Source organism: Streptomyces sp. NPDC058751, from assembly GCF_042746485.1.
Lineage (GTDB): Bacteria > Actinomycetota > Actinomycetes > Streptomycetales > Streptomycetaceae > Streptomyces.
The window spans coordinates 1-14,942 of sequence record NZ_JBHYPZ010000029.1 but is presented as its reverse complement, the minus strand read 5'-3'; the positions used below and the strand labels follow the sequence as shown (position 1 = coordinate 14,942).

General features: G+C 72.9%; 11 protein-coding genes. 6 read left to right on the top strand and 5 right to left on the bottom strand.

Annotated elements, in window-relative coordinates; translation table 11 throughout:
* Window positions 1–17: 17 nt before the first annotated feature.
* A complete protein-coding gene (gene cobT, locus ACFW6B_RS25360) occupies window positions 18–1,148 on the top strand; it encodes a nicotinate-nucleotide--dimethylbenzimidazole phosphoribosyltransferase (RefSeq protein WP_386599061.1) in 1,131 nt (376 codons plus the stop codon).
* 285 nt (window positions 1,149–1,433) lie between these two features.
* A complete protein-coding gene (locus ACFW6B_RS25355; protein ID WP_386599058.1) occupies window positions 1,434–3,260 on the top strand; it encodes a phosphatidylglycerol lysyltransferase domain-containing protein in 1,827 nt (608 codons plus the stop codon).
* Window positions 3,261–3,302: 42 nt separating this feature from the next.
* Here the strand turns inward: ACFW6B_RS25355 and ACFW6B_RS25350 are convergent, their stop codons facing one another.
* Window positions 3,303–4,070: a hypothetical protein gene (locus ACFW6B_RS25350; protein WP_386599056.1), complete on the bottom strand. Its 768-nt coding sequence runs from the start codon at window positions 4,068–4,070 to the stop codon at window positions 3,303–3,305.
* A 60-nt stretch (window positions 4,071–4,130) separates the two neighbouring features.
* On the opposite strand from ACFW6B_RS25350, the gene ACFW6B_RS25345 reads away from it, so the two are divergent.
* Window positions 4,131–4,925 carry an adenosylcobinamide-GDP ribazoletransferase gene (locus ACFW6B_RS25345; RefSeq protein ID WP_386599054.1) on the top strand — a complete coding sequence of 265 codons (795 nt, stop codon included), beginning with the start codon at window positions 4,131–4,133 and terminating at the stop codon, window positions 4,923–4,925.
* Window positions 4,926–4,943: 18 nt separating this feature from the next.
* Here the strand turns inward: ACFW6B_RS25345 and ACFW6B_RS25340 are convergent, their stop codons facing one another.
* The 4 genes from ACFW6B_RS25340 to ACFW6B_RS25325 all read right to left on the bottom strand — a co-directional run bounded on the left by ACFW6B_RS25340 (window position 4,944) and on the right by ACFW6B_RS25325 (window position 10,888).
* Window positions 4,944–5,591, bottom strand: a complete 648-nt coding sequence (locus ACFW6B_RS25340) for a spherulation-specific family 4 protein (protein WP_386599052.1) — start codon at window positions 5,589–5,591, stop codon at window positions 4,944–4,946.
* Window positions 5,588–7,216, bottom strand: coding sequence for a hypothetical protein (locus ACFW6B_RS25335; protein ID WP_386599049.1), 1,629 nt, complete (start codon window positions 7,214–7,216; stop codon window positions 5,588–5,590). Before ACFW6B_RS25335 ends, ACFW6B_RS25340 begins: the two co-directional genes overlap by 4 nt.
* Window positions 7,213–8,736: a GT4 family glycosyltransferase PelF gene (gene pelF / locus ACFW6B_RS25330; protein ID WP_386599047.1), complete on the bottom strand. Its 1,524-nt coding sequence runs from the start codon at window positions 8,734–8,736 to the stop codon at window positions 7,213–7,215. Before pelF ends, ACFW6B_RS25335 begins: the two co-directional genes overlap by 4 nt.
* A 121-nt stretch (window positions 8,737–8,857) precedes the next feature.
* Complete coding sequence (locus ACFW6B_RS25325; protein ID WP_386599044.1) at window positions 8,858–10,888, bottom strand: hypothetical protein; 2,031 nt, start codon at window positions 10,886–10,888, stop codon at window positions 8,858–8,860.
* 346 nt (window positions 10,889–11,234) lie between these two features.
* Here ACFW6B_RS25325 and ACFW6B_RS25320 point away from each other — a divergent pair, with 346 nt between their 5' ends.
* The 3 genes from ACFW6B_RS25320 to ACFW6B_RS25310 all read left to right on the top strand — a co-directional run.
* Window positions 11,235–12,761: a leucyl aminopeptidase gene (locus tag ACFW6B_RS25320; RefSeq protein WP_386599042.1), complete on the top strand. Its 1,527-nt coding sequence runs from the start codon at window positions 11,235–11,237 to the stop codon at window positions 12,759–12,761.
* 317 nt (window positions 12,762–13,078) lie between these two features.
* Entirely contained in the window at window positions 13,079–14,467 is a 1,389-nt protein-coding gene (lpdA, locus tag ACFW6B_RS25315; protein WP_386599039.1) for a dihydrolipoyl dehydrogenase, read from the top strand.
* Window positions 14,468–14,612: 145 nt separating this feature from the next.
* Window positions 14,613–14,942 (top strand): biotin/lipoyl-containing protein (locus ACFW6B_RS25310; protein WP_386599037.1); only part of this gene is annotated, 330 nt, incomplete at its 3' end.

The window sequence follows — 14,942 nt, the reverse complement described above, 5'->3', positions numbered from 1 at the left end:
CCGGTACTGTTCGGCGAATGAGCTCGCTTAATCTCGACGACTTCACCGATCTGATCGAGCGTCCCGACGGAGGCGTACGCCGTGACGCCGAGGCGCACCGGGAGCGCCGGATCGTGCCGCCCGGGGCGCTGGGCCGCCTCGACGACCTGGGTGAATGGCTGGCGGCGGCGCAGTCCGCGGTGCCGGTGCGGCCGATCGAGCACCCGCGCGCCGTACTGTTCGCGGGCGACCACGGGATCGCCGCCCTCGGTGTGTCGGCGCGCCCCGCGGGCGGGGCCGCGCGGCTGGTGCGGTCGGTCCTGGAGGGCGCGAGCCCCGCGTCGGTGCTGGCCCGCGGGCTCGGCGTGCCGGTGCGCGTGGTCGACATGTCGCTGGACGCCGATCCCGAGGGGCTGCCCGACGAGGTCGTACGGCACCGGGTGCGGCGCGGTTCGGGGCGGATCGACGTCGAGGACGCGATGACCCTGGAGGAGGCCGAGGCCGCGTTCCGGGCCGGGGTCGCCGTCGCCGACGAGGAGGCCGACTCCGGTACGGATCTGGTGGTGCTCGGCGACATCAGCGTCGGCGGGACCACGGCGGCGGCCGTCCTGATCGCGGCGCTGTGCGGGACCGACGCGTCCGTCGTGACCGGGCGGGGCGGGCAGCCCGTCGACGACCTCGCGTGGATGCGCAAGTGCGCCGCGGTGCGTGACTCGCTGCGGCGGGCCCGGCCCGTGCTCGGCGACCAGCTCCGGCTGCTCGCGACGGTGGGCGGGCCCGACCTGGCGGCGATGACCGGGTTCCTGCTGCAGAGCGCGGTCCGCAAGATGCCGGTGATCCTCGACGGTGTGGTGTCGGCGGCGTGCGCGCTGGTCGGCCAGCGGGTCGCCTTCCGGGCGCCGGACTGGTGGCTGGCGGGGCAGCTCAGCGGGGAGCCGGCGCAGGCCAAGGCGCTGGACCGGATGGCGCTCGAGCCGTTGCTCGACCATGGGGTGACGGTGGGAGAGGGGGCGGGGGCGCTGCTCGCCCTGCCGTTGGTGCGGGCTGCGGCGAGTCTTGCCGCGGAGTTGCCGGAGGCTTCCGTTCCGGCGACGGAGGAAGCGCCGGAGGGGGTCTCCGAGGCCGGCTCCGACTCCGAGGCCGGCTCCGAAGCCGCCTCCGACGCGTAGCTCCGACCCCGGGCCCGGGCCCGGGTCAGCTCCGGGTCCGGGGTCCGACCGGCGTCACCTCAGCCTTCTTCCGCCCCCTCCGCCCCTGCCCTTCCCGTACCCGGGGGCTCCGCCCCCGGACCCCCGCTCCTCAAACGCCGGAGGGGCTGAAACTTTCCCCGGACAGGGCTGAAACCTTCCTCGGGGAAGCTGAAAGCTTCTCCGGAGAGGCCGGAACCGAGCTGAATCCTTCCCGTGCGGCCGCCTCCCCCGTAGCGGCCTTCCCGGCCCATATCATCCCGGTTCATGGGAGATGTCCGAACTGTCGTTGCTGCCGACGCCGGCGTCGGCGTTGCCGTCGGCCAGGAACGGGCGCCGGCTCGTCGGGGTGGCGGGGAACGGCGGTCCACGGCCGTCTCCCGGCGGTCCGCCGCCTTCGCGGTGTGGTACCTGCGCGCGGTCACGTTCATCAACTTCCTGAGCGCCGCCTGGGTGTCGCTCGGACAGGACGTGCGCCGGCACAACACGGAGGACTACTTCACTCCCTACCTGCTGACCGCCGGCTTCGCCTCCGGTGTGTTCACGATGTTCCTGGCCATCACGATGCGGCGGCGCAAGCGGGCCGCGTGGATCCTCAACTCCGTGCTCGGCGGACTGTTCCTGGTGCTGTTCGGCGCCGCGATGGCGTTCCCGGAGATCCGCCGGTACGCGCAGAACTGGGTCTCGCTCGCGCTGACCGCGGCCTTCGTGGGCTCCCTGGCCCTCGGCCGCCGGGAGTTCTACGCCAAGGGCGACCGGTCGAACCCGAAGCTCGCCGCGGCCGTCGCGCTCGGCGGGCTCCTGGTCGCCTCACTGCTCGCCGCGCTCCTGGTCACCGTCACCAACGACGCGCACGACGCCCACCGTTCGACCTTCCTGGACCGCTGGCGCTACGGCACCCTGCGGCTCGTCTCGGTCGCCGCCGACGACTCCCACCACCTCGGGATCTCGACGCCGAACTGGGCCGACGTCACCGTCAACGTGCTCAGCACCCTGCTGGTGCTCGCCGTCCTCTACGCGGCCTTCCGCTCCCGGCGCGCCGTCGACCCGCTCACCGAGGACGACGAGAAGCAGCTGCGCGCGCTGCTGGAGCGGCACGGCGACCGGGACTCGCTGGGCTACTTCGCGCTGCGCCGGGAGAAGAGCGTGGTGTGGTCGCCCACCGGCAAGGCGGCGGTGGCGTACCGGGTGGTGGGCGGGGTCTCCCTGGCGAGCGGCGACCCCCTCGGCGACCCCGAGGCATGGCCCGGCGCCATCGAGCCCTGGCTCGCCGAGGCCCGGGAGCACGGCTGGATCCCGGCGGTGATGGGCGCGGGCGAGGAGGCGGGCACCGTCTACTCCCGGCACGGTCTCGACGCCCTGGAGCTGGGCGACGAAGCCCTCGTCGAGACGGCCGAGTTCACGCTGGAGGGGCGGGCCATGCGGACCGTCCGGCAGGCCTACAACCGGGTCGGGCGGGCCGGGTACCGGGTGCGCGTCCGGCGGCACGAGGACATCCCGGCCGACGAGATGGCGTACCTGCTCCAGCGCGCGGACGACTGGCGCGACGGCGCGACCGAGCGCGGTTTCAGCATGGCGCTGGGACGGCTCGGCGACCCGGAGGACGGGCGCTGCGTGATGCTCGAGTGCACGGACGCCGAGGGCCGTCTGAGGGCGATGCTGTCCTTCGTGCCCTGGGGTCCGGGCGGGCTCTCCCTCGACCTGATGCGGCGCGACCGCGACGCGGAGAACGGACTGGTGGAGTTCATGGTGATCGAGCTCCTGCGGCGCTCCCGGGAGATCGGCATCACCCAGGTCTCGCTGAACTTCGCGATGTTCCGCTCGGTCTTCGAGCGCGGGGCGCGTCTCGGCGCGGGTCCGGTGCTGCGGCTGTGGCGCTCGCTGCTCAGCTTCTTCTCCCGCTGGTGGCAGATCGAGTCGCTGTACCGGGCCAACGCCAAGTACCGACCGATCTGGGAGCCGCGGTTCCTGCTCTTCGAGAAGAGCGCGGACCTGCCGCGCATCGGGGTCGCGTCCGCGCGCGCCGAGGGGTTCCTGGAGGCGCCCGGCCTGCCGAAGTGGCTGCACCGCAGGCACCTGGAGTCGCACCGGTGAACATGGGCGCCGCCCCCTCGCCCCACCGTCGTCCGCCGCGCCTCACCGCCGTTCGGACAGGGACCGGGCGGGCGCCGGGTCGGGTTTGCCGCCGATCCACTCCTGCATCCTGCGGGCCGGGCCCGCCCAGCGGCGGTCGTGCCGGTACGCGCGCAGTCGTGCCCGGGCCCGGGCACGCGGGCGGTGCCGGTAGAAGTGTCTGGCCCACGGGGACGTGGGCTTGGCCAGCCTGACGGCGCCGACGATCGCGATGAAGGGAATGATCACCCCGAAGATCGCCATGCGGGCCTTGCCCTTGCTCAGGGTGAGCAGCGCGAAGAAGAAGTTCAGGGCGATGCTCGCGATCGCGCTCGCGCGGTCCTGCGCCTCCTGGTTGCTGACGTCGTTGACGCCGAAGGGCGAAAAGCCGCTGAGCATCAGGCCGACGAGGGCCGCGGTGACCACCACGACCTCGACGCTCTTGCGCCCGTCCTCGGTCCAGTAGACGTCGTCGAGGTGCAGGATCAGGGCGAACTCGTCGAGCACGAGGCCCGTGCCGACGCCGAACACCACGGCGCTCACGCAGGGCCAGAATCCGTGGCGGCCGCCGGCGACCGCGCCGAAGCCGCCGATCACCGTGAGCACGACCCCGGGGACCACGTGGTGGATGTGCAGATCACCGGCCTTGACGTTGCCGAAGGGCCCCTTGCCGGCGCGGATCATCCGCACGATGACGCGGGTGACCACGAAGGTCACGACGAACGAGGCCAGCGCCAGGAACAGGGGGAGCTTCCCGGGCTCGACGATGTTCCGATACAGCCAATGACCCATATGTGAACTTTATCCATGGCCGCCGTATCCGCCCTCCGGGCGTCCGGGTAGCCTGCGCCGATGTCCAAGACCGCTTCCGGCGCCTCGTTGCCCGACAGCCTCCGCTTCGCCTTCGGCACCCTCACCGTGCTCCCGGTGAAGGTCACCCGCTGGGACCGTGACGCGGCACGCGGCGGCATGCTGTGCGCCCCCCTGGCCGGTCTGGTGGTCGGGGCGGGCGCGGCACTGGCGGGCGTGGCGCTGCTGGCCATGGGCTCGGGCCCGCTGCTCGCGGCCGTGGCCACCGTCGCCGTACCGGCCGCGCTGACCCGGGGCCTGCACCTCGACGGTCTCGCCGACACCGCCGACGGGCTGGGCAGCGGGAAGCCCGCCGAGGACGCGCTGCGGATCATGAAGCAGTCGGACATCGGGCCGTTCGGCGTGATCACCCTCCTGTTCGTCCTGCTCGCCCAGGTGGCCGCACTCGCCCAGGCGTACGAGGTCTCGTGGGGCCGGGGGGTCCTCGCGGCCGTCGTCTCGGCGTCCGCGGCCCGCCTCGCCCTCACGCTCGCCGCCCGCACCGGGGTGCCCGCGGCCCGCCCCGAGGGGCTGGGCGCGGCGGTCGCGGGCACCGTGCCGACGGGCGGCGCGCTGCTGGTGGCGGTGGCCGTGGCCGGCGCGGCGGCGGGCGCCGGGGCGCTCGTGGGGCCGTACGACACCGGGCGCGCCGCGGTGGCGGTGGGGCTGTCCGTCCTGGCCGCCGAACTGCTGCTGCGGCACTGCACCAGGCGCTTCGGCGGTGTCACCGGCGATGTGTTCGGCGGCCTGGCGGAGACGGCGGCGACGACCGCGCTCGTGGTGCTCTCGCTGGGCTGACCAGGGCGGTCACCGCGTTCACGGGGCGGGGGCCAGGCCGTGGGGCAGGGTGCCCCAGGGATGGTCGCCCGTGCCGGGGACCGCGCAGGACAGCGCGGCCCCCCGCTCCCGGGCCAGCGCCACCGTGTCGGCGCCGGGCGGGGCTCCGTGGACGAGGTGGCACAGCTCCACGCCGGCGCCCCGCCACGGCGGCGGGGGCTTCCTCCGGTACGTGGCCCAGGTGCCCTCGAAGGTGACGAGGACGTCGGCGACACGGGCGTACGAAGGGTGCGGCACCGTGCCGTGGTTGAGGACGAGGGTGCCGCCGCCGAGCCCCCGGACCGCCGTCGCCAGCCGCCGGTAGTAACCGAACTCGCCCTCCGCCGCGGCCGCCTGGTCCAGGAAGACGCCGTCGGTGCCGAACCAGTCGCGGTGCCGGTCCAGTTCGCGCAGGACGTCCTCGAGCGGCCTGCGTCCGTACGCCGTGTCGACGTATCCGAGGACCCTGACGTCCGCCGCGCGCAGCCGTCCGGCGACCGCCGCGAACGCCGGGTCGGGGCGGTCGCCGGGTCCGCTGGCGGGGTTGAGCACCACGCCGTGGAGCCGGGGCGCGGCGGCGACGAGCGCGTCCCACTCGGCCGGGCGGACGGCGGGGTGTTCGTAGTACGGGACGAGGAGCGTCCTCACCGGTGGGCCGTCACCTTTCCCAGCCGGACGCAGACGAGGACGGTCTGCGCGCCCGCCGCCGCGCCGTGCACGATCAGGCCCGCCCAGTGCGCGCCGCCCGTGTGGGTGGCCAGTGCCGCGGTCTGGGCGAGCGCGGCGGCGCAGACGACTGCGGCGGTGCCCGTCACGGCGCCGAAGGACTGGAGCAGCAGCCCGGTCCACATGACCACCCCCAGCAGGAGCAGCCCGCCGAGCCTGACCCCGTCCGCGGCCGCGGGCACGTGCGGCCACAGCGCGGAGACACCGACGCCGAGCACGAGCAGCGCGGCGAGGTAGCCGGACAGGCACCGCAGGAGCGCGCCGGCGGCGGCCCGCCGGAAGCTCCTCGCCGAGGTGCTGGAGCGCAGTCCGGCGAGGCTCCCGCTGCGGAACCGGAAGAGCAGCCACTCCGCGGGGCCCATGCTGAGGGTCAGCGCGATCGCGGCCGGCGCGGCGACCGCCGTACGGGCTCCCGTCAGGACGTCTCCGAGCGCCGCGTACAGCACGAGGACACCGCTGCCGAGCCCGAAGAGGGCGTACGCGAGGGTTCCGGCGTGCCGGCGCGGGGCGGACAGCCGGGCGCGCAGCCGCGCGGCGGCCGCGGCGAGGCGTCCCGGAGCGGTCTCCGGTTTCCCCGCGGCGAGGCGGCCCGTGGAGGCCGCCCGCGGCTCACCGGTCCGCCCGGACGGCTCGGCGCCGCCCCGCCGGCTGCCGTACGGCAGCAGCGCGACCAGTCCCGCGCCCCAGCTCCCCCTTCCCAGCTCGCGCACCGCGGGGGCCACTTCGAGGAGGCCGAGCAGGGCGACCGCCGCCAGGGAGCCGAGGAGCAGGGCCACGCGCGCCGGGTCGGGGACCGGGTGGAACACGGTGACGGCCGCGCCCGCCGTCATGGGGGCCAGGGCGGCGAGCAGCGTGCATTCCCTGCCCATGACCAGCAGGACGGTCGCCGCGCCCAGGTAGCCGGACTGTCCGGCGGCGAACGCGACGGCGCCCTTTCCGGCCGATCCCGCGACCGCGAGGGCCACCAGGGAGCCGAGCAGGACACCGGCCGGGGTGCCGACGAGCAGGGCACGGCGTGCGGCGGTGCGGTCCCCGAGCCCCATCCAGGTGTACGCGCGGTGGGCGAGTCCCTGGTTCCAGGTCCAGCCGCACAGCGCTCCGGCGAGCATCGGGACGGTGCCGGCCGGGAGTCCGAAGGCGCCCTTCGGCCCGGCGAGGAGCGGTGCGGCGAGGACGTAGCCGAGGCCGGGGAGGGCGAAGACGACGCCCCGCAGGAGGCATCCGATCAGCCCGGTCCGCCAGGGGTCGGGGGCCGGTTCCTCCGGTTCGGGACAGCCCCGGTCGACCCGCGCGAACAGCTCCTCGGCGAGGGCGAAGGAGTCGGCGACGCCGTACCGTTCGCGGATCTGGTCGTCCGAGAGGCCCTCGGACTCCAGGAGGGCCGCCACCTCGTCGGGGTGGACGGCGGCGGTCACGGACTCCTTCAGTTCCGCGGCGAGTTCGTCGATCGGGTCGGGCCGTCCCCCGCTCGCCGGGCGGCGCTGGCTCGGCACCAGGGGGCGGGTGGTCTCGTGTGCGCCCGGCTGGGTGCGCAGGGAGCCGCTCACCAGCCGGTCCCGTCCGTGGCGACGGCCTGGTACCAGGGGTCGCGCAGTTCGAGGGTCCAGTCGTCGACGGTCTCCACGGCGGGCTCGTACACCGTGGGCCGGCCCGCCAGTTCCTGGTAGACCGTCCTGAACGCGTCGACGGAGCGGCGCAGCGTGAACCGGTCGATGACCCTCTGGCGGGCCAGTCCGCCGAGGTCCAGACGCCGTTCCTCGTCCCTCAGCAGGACGAGGGCGGCGGCGGCCATCTTCTCCGGTTCGCGGGGCGGCACGACGATGCCGGTGTCACCGACGGCCTCCCGGACCCCGCCCACGTCCGTGGAGACCGTCGTGCGGCCGCAGGACATGGCTTCGATGATCGAGAAGGGGAAGCCCTCCGAGATGGAGGACAGCATGACGACGTGGCCGGCCGCGTAGGCGCGCCACACCTCGGTGATGCGGCCCTCGAAGGTCAGCCCGTCGGTGACGCCCAGTTCGGCGGCGAGCTTCTCCAGGCGGGTGCGGTACGCCTCCCCGCCGGGCGGCACGGGGCCGAACAGCCTGAGCCTGGTCTCGGGCAGTTCGGCGCGCACCATGGCGTACGCGCGCAGGAGGGTCTCCAGGTCCTTGATGGGGTCGATGCGGCCGCACCAGGTGAGGGTGGGCACGGCGGGTTCGGGTCCCGCGTGCGGGAAGGCGTGCGGGTCGACGCCGTTGTAGACCGTGCGGATCCGGTCCCCGTCGGCGCCGCCGCGCTCCTCCCAGCGGCGGTTGTACCGGTTGCAGGGGGTGATGAGGTCGGCGGCGCGGTAGCCGAGGGAGTTCAGCTCGCGGTAGAAGCCGAGCATGAACGCCTTGACGGGCCATCGCTGTCCGGTGCCGCGGTAGCCGAGGTAGCGCTCGCGCAGGTAGATGCCGTGCTCGGTGAGCAGGAAGGGGACCCCTTCCCTGTGGCGCGCGACGAGGGCGGGCAGCGTGGCGAGGCCGCTGCTGACCGCGTGGGCGACGCAGTCCTCGGGGATCCTGACGCCGAGCGGGCGCAGCGCGTGTTCCAGCAGGTCCGTCGCGGTGAGCGCGTCGTGCACGGTGGGCCGGGCGGCCGCCGTCGGCAGGTGCGGCATGGTCCAGATCAGCATCAGCGAGCGCAGCGCGGACTCGCTGCGCAGGGCGGCCGAGAGGTGCCCCGCGCGGGCGAGTTCGGCCAGTTCGTACAGGGCGTCGCCGAAGTCCTCGCAGGAGCCGGGGTCGAGGACGGAGAGCAGGAAGCGTTCGTAGGTCTCGGCGAAGCGGCGCCGGGCGCGGCCCAGCGGCGGGCGGGCGCGGCCGGGGCGTGGTCCCCAGGTCGGTACGCGGGTGTGCCGGTAGACGTTGGGCGGCAGCTCCCAGGTCACGGGTTCGCGGCCGCTGCCGGTGAGCGAGACGATGTGGAAGTCGACCTCCGGCATGCCCTTGACCAGCTGGTCGCACCAGGTGCTGACCCCGCCGTGGACATGTGGGTAGGTGCCTTCGGTGAGCATGGTGACATGACGGCCGGTGCGCATCATGCGCGGTTCCCCCCTGGGACTGTGTTCTTCCGGAGAGCCCCCCGGCTCTCCGTCGCACGGCTCACGAGCGCACCCCGGCCGGGTCGGGCCGGGGTGCGCGTGGTGAGCCGCGGTGCCGTGCTCAGGCGGGCAGGTTCAGCCTGACCGCGGACTGGAGCAGTTCCGGCTTGGTCCAGTCGTTGCGCGCTCCCGCGTACGCCGTGCCGAACGGGGTGGTGCCGACCACGAGCTGCTTCGTGGTCCCCTCGGGCACGGTCACCGGGATCTGCGTCCCGGACGGGGCGGTGACGGTGACCTGGTTGCCGACGCGGTAGGCCGTGACCCGGCCGCTCGCCAGGGCGGTCTGCCAGGCGGTACGGCGCTGCAGTTCGGTGCCGATGGCGCTCTGGCGGGGGTTCTGCACCGGGGTGTTGTCGGCGTAGATCGCCTTGTAGTCGGCGAGCACCTTGTCCAGGACCGGGTAGAGGATGCGGTCCTCGGCCAGGTTGGACTGGTGGACGTAGTGCGGGCGCGGGTCGTTGCCGATGACGTGCCCGAGCGCGGTGCGCGCCTCCGCCGGGGCGATGTACTCGGCGTAGCCGGTGGCCGTGTCCAGCGGGGCCGGCAGGCAGGTGGACGTCGCGTTGTTCTCGCACACCCCGCTGCCGCCGTCGGCCTTCGAGGTGTAGATGTAGTTGTACTCGTCGGCCATCTCCTCGGCCGTGCCGGTGTTGTAGTAGACGTTCATCGGGTAGCGGGGGACGGTCAGCGTGCTACTGCCGACCGAACGCTGCTCGGGCTCGCGGGAGTTGTCGGACCCGGTCCACCTGACGCCGTTCGCGGCCATGGCGCGCGCGAGGTTCGGGTTGTCGACGGGCTGCTGGGGCAGCGTCTTGAGGCCCGAGTGCTCGCCGGTCACCAGCTCGGTGCGGTCGATGGCGAGGCCGTGCTCGGCCGCCCAGTCGTTGTTGTCGGAGATCTGCGCGGAGATCTCCGACCGGCTCATCCACTTCGTGGTGCCGTCGGCGTTCTTCGCGCAGGTCCAGGGGACGGTCGTGGTGTCCTGGACGCAGCCGAGGAACGGGTGCGTGTAGGTGTGGTTCATCCAGCGGAACTTGGCCTTGTCGGCGAGCAGCTGGTCCGTGAGGGCGTCGGTGCCGCCGTTCTCGTCCTTCCACTGCTCACCCGCGCCCCCGTTGAAGACCATGTCGAGCGTGAACCCGCGGTCGGCCTGCCACTGCGCGGCGTGGACGGCGTCGGCCGCGGTCATGCGGATCGGCGTGGTGGTGTCCTCGCCGTTGCCGCCCGCGCAGTCGATGTCGCCGGGGGTGCAGTTGCGCTCGGAGTCCCAGCGGGCGTCGGGCGCGAAGACGTCGTCGACGTGGACGGCGAAGTAGTTCCTGGCCTGTCCGAGGTGCACGCCCTGGGTGAGCCATTCGACGATTCCGCGCGCCAAGACCTTGAACTGCTTCTGGTACTGGTTGTACGCGAAGGTCACCACGAGTTCGCGGCGCCCGTCGTGCTCGTACTGTCCGAGCAGCGAACCGCCGCTGGGCGCGTTCAGGTAGCTGGTGAACCCCTCCCTCGGGTGGGCCGCGTAGCCGTAGGTCTCCTGCACGGCCGGGTCGTTGTCCTCGAAGGGCAGCGGTCCGTCGAGGTAGCGGAACGGGCCCGTCGTGCCCGCCGCGGTGATCTGGGTGGTCTGGCCGTCCAGCACGCCGGACCAGCCGCCGTTCTGGTCGGTGTAGTCGAGACCGACCTCCGGGTGGGCCCAGGTGTAGGCGTCGACCTGCGGGATGCCGAACGTCTTCTCGTAGCTCTCCAGAGCGGTCTGTTCGGCCGAACCCGCGCCGAACGGCGCCTCGTTCGGCAGGACGACGCCCTGGTACTTGGCGCGCGGGACGCCGTTCACGGTGTCGCTCAGGAACGTCGCGTTGATGGTCGGGCGGTTCGCGTCGCCCAGGTTGACCGTGGTGTACGGGACACCGGAGTTCTTCAGCTCCGCGGTGATGGCTCCGACCTGGCCCGCGCCGTTGTCCACGACCAGGACCTTGAGGTCGATCCGCGGCGTGACCGCCGCGGACGCGCCGGGTGCCCCCATGCTCAGTGCCAGAAGTCCGGCGGCCCCCAGGACGGCAGCCGTCCCTCTCCACCGATGCAGGCTCTGTGCCATATGTAGCTTTCTCCCCCTCGAGCATCCCCCATGAGCGAAAACCATGGGGAATCTGTGGAAATCGTGCAAAGCAGTGGACGGCGTGCCCACTGAACACGATGAGTGTGGCTCAGGTCACCGGCAGTGAGGGGCGGTAATCCGGCACGGCGCCACCTGTGGGTGAACGTCCGCAGAAATGAGCGAAACCCGGCCCCGAGCGTAGGCTCGTCCCGGGTACTCGCCCGCCCTGTCGAAGGGCCCGGCAAGGACCGCCCCCGAGGACGGATCTAGGGTCAGCCGTCGGGCCCGGTCGACCCACCCCTTCTCGGCCACACGAACCCTCAATGGAAGCGGAGATCTCACCACCGTGACTGCTCTCACTCTCAGCACCGCCGCGGCGTCCGGCCTGCGGGCCGACGCGATCGTCGTCGGTGTCGCGAAGGGCCCCAAGGGTCCGGTCGTCGCACCGGGCGCCGAGGCCGTTGACAACGCCTACGACGGCGGGCTCGCCGCGGTCCTGGAGACCCTCGGGGCCTCGGGGGCCGAGGGCGAGATGACCAAGCTGCCCGCGCCCTCCAAGTTCAAGGCCCCCGTCGTGGTGGCCGTCGGCCTGGGAGCGGTCCCCGAGGACGGGGCCGGCTACGACGCCGAGGCGCTGCGCCGCGCGGCCGGTGTCGCCGCCCGCGCGCTCGCCGGCGCCAAGAAGGCCGCGTTCGCGCTGCCCGTCGCGGACGCCGCCGACGCCGCCGCCGTCGCCGAGGGCGCCCGCCTGGGCGCGTACGGCTTCGACGCCTACAAGGAGGCGGGCCGCGACGAGGCCGCCAAGGACCGCAAGGGTCCGCTCGGCGAGGCGACCGTCCTCGGCGGCAAGCCCCGGGACGCGGCGTACAAGGCGGCCCTCGCGCGTGCCACCGCCGTGACCGAGGAGCTCAACCGCGCCCGCGACCTCGTCAACACCCCGCCGAACGACCTCAACCCGGAGTCCTTCGCCGCCGTCGCCACGGCGGCCGGCAAGGAGCACGGCATCAAGGTGCAGGTGTTCGACGAGAAGGCCCTCGTCAAGGGCGGCTTCGGCGGCATCCTCGGCGTCGGCGCCGGCTCGGCCGCCGGCCCCCGCCTGGTGAAGCTGTCGTACACCTCCTCGAAGGCGAAGAAGCACCTCGCCTTCGTCGGCAAGGGCATCACCTACGACTCGGGCGGCATCTCGCTCAAGCCCGCCGGGCACAACGAGACGATGAAGTGCGACATGGCCGGCGCCGCGGCGGTCTTCGCCGCCGTGGTGACCGCCGCGCGCCTGGGCCTGAAGGTCAACGTCACCGGCTGGCTCGCGCTCGCCGAGAACATGCCCTCCGGCTCCGCCACCCGTCCGGGTGACGTGCTGCGCATGTACAGCGGCAAGACCGTCGAGGTCCTGAACACCGACGCCGAGGGCCGGCTCGTCCTGGCGGACGCGCTGTGGAAGGCGTCCGAGGAGAAGCCGGACGCGATCGTCGACGTGGCGACGCTGACCGGCGCGATGGTGCTGGCGCTCGGCAACCGCACCTTCGGCGTGATGGCCAACGACGACGCGTTCCGCGCCGCGATCGTCGAGGCCTCCGAGGAGGTCGGCGAGGAGTCCTGGCCGATGCCGCTGCCCGAGCACCTGCGCAAGGGCATGGACTCCCCCACCGCCGACATCGCCAACATGGGCGAGCGCATGGGCGGCGGTCTGGTCGCCGGTCTGTTCCTGCGCGAGTTCGTGGGCGAGGGCATCACCTGGGCGCACCTGGACATCGCGGGTCCCGCGTTCAACGAGTCCGGCCCGTTCGGCTACACCCCCAAGGGCGGCACCGGTTCCGCGGTCCGCACCCTGGTCCGTCTCGCCGAGCTGACGGCGGCCGGCGACCTGGGCTGAGCCCCCGTACGGCACACCGGCCCCGGGCGTCCGAGCGCCCGGGGCCGCTCCTCCGGCCGAACAGAGGTTTCGCCCTCGACGAAATCCGCAGGTTCACCCGGCTCCGCACCCCGTCGACGTGATGGATCAGACGTCCCACACACCGGCCCGGCGTCTCGCTCGCCCTCGACAAGTGCAAAGATGGGTTCTCGGCAGGACAGGGCCCCCACCACAGGGCCGTAGTAAAGAGCGGCCGGACACCAGCCGACCGACCGGTCAACCACCCGTAAGGGACGAAGGTGCCCGGCGTAACGGCGCACATGCATGGAGGACGTGACGTGGCGAACGACGCCAGCACCGTTTTCGACCTAGTGATCCTCGGCGGCGGTAGCGGCGGTTACGCCGCGGCGCTGCGCGGAGCGCAGCTGGGCCTGGACGTCGCCCTGATCGAGAAGGACAAGGTCGGCGGTACCTGCCTGCACCGTGGGTGCATCCCCACGAAGGCCCTGCTGCACGCGGGCGAGATCGCCGACCAGGCTCGCGAGAGCGCGCAGTTCGGCGTCAAGGCCACCTTCGAGGGCATCGACGTACCCGCCGTCCACAAGTACAAGGACGGGGTCATCTCGGGCCTGTACAAGGGTCTGCAGGGGCTCATCGCGTCCCGCAAGGTGACGTACATCGAGGGTGAGGGCCGTCTGTCCTCCCCGACCTCCGTCGACGTGAACGGCTCGCGGATCCAGGGACGCCACGTGCTCCTCGCGACCGGCTCCGTGCCGAAGTCGCTGCCGGGCCTGGAGATCGACGGCAACCGCATCATCTCCTCGGACCACGCGCTCGTCCTGGACCGCGTGCCGCAGTCCGCGATCATCCTCGGCGGCGGTGTCATCGGCGTCGAGTTCGCCTCGGCGTGGAAGTCCTTCGGTGCCGACGTGACCGTCATCGAGGGCCTCAAGCACCTCGTCCCGGTCGAGGACGAGAACTCCTCCAAGCTCCTCGAGCGCGCGTTCCGCAAGCGCGGCATCAAGTTCAACCTGGGCACCTTCTTCTCGAAGGCCGAGTACACCGAGACCGGTGTCAAGGTCACCCTCGCCGACGGCAAGGAGTTCGAGGCCGAGGTCCTGCTCGTCGCCGTCGGCCGCGGCCCGGTCTCGGCCGGCCTCGGCTACGAGGAGCAGGGCATCGCGACGGACCGCGGCTACGTCCTGGTCGACGAGTACATGCGCACGAACGTCCCCACCGTCTCCGCCGTCGGCGACCTCGTCCCGACGCTCCAGCTCGCGCACGTCGGCTTCGCCGAGGGCATGCTGGTCGCGGAGCGGCTGGCCGGTCTGAAGACCGTCCCGATCGACTACGACGGCGTCCCGCGCGTGACGTACTGCCACCCCGAGGTCGCCTCCGTGGGCATCACCGAGGCCAAGGCCAAGGAGATCTACGGCGCGGACAAGGTCGTCGCCCTGAAGTACAGCCTCGCGGGCAACGGCAAGAGCAAGATCCTCAACACCTCGGGCGAGATCAAGCTCGTCCAGGTGAAGGACGGTGCCGTGGTCGGCGTCCACATGGTCGGCGACCGCATGGGCGAGCAGGTCGGCGAAGCCCAGCTCATCTACAACTGGGAAGCGCTGCCCGCCGAGGTCGCCCAGCTCATCCACGCCCACCCGACGCAGAACGAGGCGCTCGGCGAGGCGCACCTCGCGCTCGCGGGCAAGCCGCTGCACGCGCACGACTGATCGGCCGGGCCGGGGCACCCCCCGGCCCTCGGCCGTCCCAGTCACCGCGTCGCGCAGGGCGCGACGACGACCACAGACTTCCGCACTTCCCCTGGCCCTCGACCCCGGTCGGGCAGGGGAGACCCAATAAGGAGCAACAGAAACCATGCCGGTTTCCGTAACCCTTCCGGCACTCGGTGAGAGCGTCACCGAGGGCACCGTCACCCGCTGGCTGAAGGCCGAGGGCGAGCGCGTCGAGGCCGACGAGCCGCTGCTGGAGGTGTCGACGGACAAGGTCGACACCGAGATCCCCTCCCCCGTCGCCGGCATCCTCGCGTCCATCAAGGTCGCCGAGGACGAGACCGTCGAGGTCGGCGCCGAGCTGGCCGTCATCGACGACGGCACGGGCGCGCCCGCCGCCGCCCCGGCTCCCGCCGCCGCCGAGGCTCCGGCCCCGGCCGCCGCCCCGGCCTCCCCCGCCCCCGTCGCCGAGGCC

Bases quoted from the DNA above. Each gene is read 5' to 3' on its own strand.
- ACFW6B_RS25325 (WP_386599044.1), bottom strand. From the start codon at position 10,888: ATGGCACAGAGCCTGCATCGGTGGAGAGGGACGGCTGCCGTCCTGGGG.
- ACFW6B_RS25350 (WP_386599056.1), bottom strand. From the start codon at position 4,070: ATGGGTCATTGGCTGTATCGGAACATCGTCGAGCCCGGGAAGCTCCCC.
- ACFW6B_RS25345 (WP_386599054.1), top strand. From the start codon at position 4,131: ATGTCCAAGACCGCTTCCGGCGCCTCGTTGCCCGACAGCCTCCGCTTC.
- ACFW6B_RS25355 (WP_386599058.1), top strand. From the start codon at position 1,434: ATGGGAGATGTCCGAACTGTCGTTGCTGCCGACGCCGGCGTCGGCGTT.
- pelF (WP_386599047.1), bottom strand. From the start codon at position 8,736: ATGATGCGCACCGGCCGTCATGTCACCATGCTCACCGAAGGCACCTAC.
- cobT (WP_386599061.1), top strand. From the start codon at position 18: ATGAGCTCGCTTAATCTCGACGACTTCACCGATCTGATCGAGCGTCCC.